At 42.0% G+C, this 1,571-nt stretch carries 2 protein-coding genes; one reads left to right on the forward strand and one right to left on the reverse strand.

The features are described from left to right. The first annotated feature begins 392 nt into the window (after positions 1 to 392). A complete protein-coding gene (locus AC1DUA_RS36880; RefSeq protein WP_477504447.1) occupies positions 393 to 956 on the forward strand; it encodes an SF0329 family protein in 564 nt (187 codons plus the stop codon). A 68-nt stretch (positions 957 to 1,024) separates the two neighbouring features. On the opposite strand, the gene AC1DUA_RS36885 is transcribed toward AC1DUA_RS36880, so the two are convergent. Then, positions 1,025 to 1,315 carry a Smr/MutS family protein gene (locus tag AC1DUA_RS36885; protein WP_477504448.1) on the reverse strand — a complete coding sequence of 97 codons (291 nt, stop codon included), beginning with the start codon at positions 1,313 to 1,315 and terminating at the stop codon, positions 1,025 to 1,027. Positions 1,316 to 1,571: the final 256 nt, after the last annotated feature.

Here is a 1,571-nt window from a genome sequence, read left to right on the forward strand (position 1 = left end):
AGGTAGAAGCTACAGCTAAATCGACGGCTAATGTACGAATCCCCGGATACGTGGGAATTAGCGGTAGAAAGTCCAGCTACTTGGGCAAAAGTGGAAGAATCGCGGGGGAATAGATGGAGAAATCGGCGTTATTGTGCTGGTGTCGCATGGTGGGATTACGGCACCGTGCTGGTGGATACCCTTCGTACTGGTCGTAAACAAATTATTAAAACGTCGTCAGCAATTTTTGACGATGTTTTTTTGTCGGAATGGGAAGAGTATCAAATTTTTCAGTTGATGAGCCTATTATGGGTTTAAGGTTGTTTTTTGATCGATGTTGTGGTTAGTGTATTATGGATACTAGAACGTGTGCCTCAACGGTTCTTTTATAATATAAAACATAGGAGAATGAAATGGCCTGGAGCAAATTGAAACAACATCTGGAGAGTTTTCTCAGCCCTGCACTATATGGAAGGGTCGAATACCTTTCAACCAGCTACCGCTATTTACCAGATAAAGCAGGACTTTGTTATATTGCGGTAGATAAAAAGAACGTACTCAATATGAATGATACCTTAATTAGATGGTATCAGACGGAGTTGGAAATTAAGAATGATTCCGATATCCGGATTCCTATCAGCAATGATGAAATTGAAGCGGTCAGAAAAGATACCAATGGGAGTGTTCCGGAGGATCGTTTAAAAGTCATAGTAAGAAGTAGAAAAATATCGGAATATGCAAAGGAGCTTTTATCAGCACAATCATCATTAAGTAAATCAAATTTTGTTGTTATAGCTAACAAGTTTTTATCCATTTCTATAGAGGAAAGCTTAGAGAGCAATGATATCTTATTGAATATTCTAGCTTTGATTGACAGAAGAGTTGGAAAAAAACGAATACTAAACATGACTGAGAAGATGAAGTTAAAGCATCCAATTGTACAGTATTTCTTTGAACTACGACTTCGTACATTATGAAAAGCCCGGGGGAGAATATCCTCGGGCTTCTTTGCATCCGGTACGAAGGTTGTTAAAGGGCGCTTCGGCTACTCATTCTCGTTATACTCGATTGTTAGCCCTTCAATATGATGTTTGCTCATCTGCTTTCGCTTCTTCCGGGTGTCTTTCGATTCGAACACGATGTCCATATCGTAGTCTCCTTCCGGGTATAGCTTGCTGCGCTCGATATAAAGAGACAATCTCTTGCGGTTGATGCGCACTTTCTCCTTCTGGATTTGCACCGTAATGTTTCCACGATGATCCGGTTCGCTGCAAACAATGCCGGTACGGCGCAGCGAATGCACCCAGACGCAGTCGCCAATAGCAAAGCTCGGCATCAAGTGGTATAAGATAGAAGGGTATTTAAAGTCGGGGGAATAATAGGCGGCAACTTGGCTTTATATGTAAGCGTCAAACCCTAGCCACCTTCAAGCCTTAGTGAATATATGAGAAGATGAAAGCAATCCAAACTCAGGAGAAGTCTGCTCCAAAAGCCAAGAAAATGGCGAGGGGCAGACTTTTGTGCGCTAGGCAGCACAATTGACTAAAGAGTGAAAGTCTCCAGTACACCGCGAGGTAGCGGAAGTATATACC

The organism is Paenibacillus sp. 01T422, from assembly GCF_056398785.1.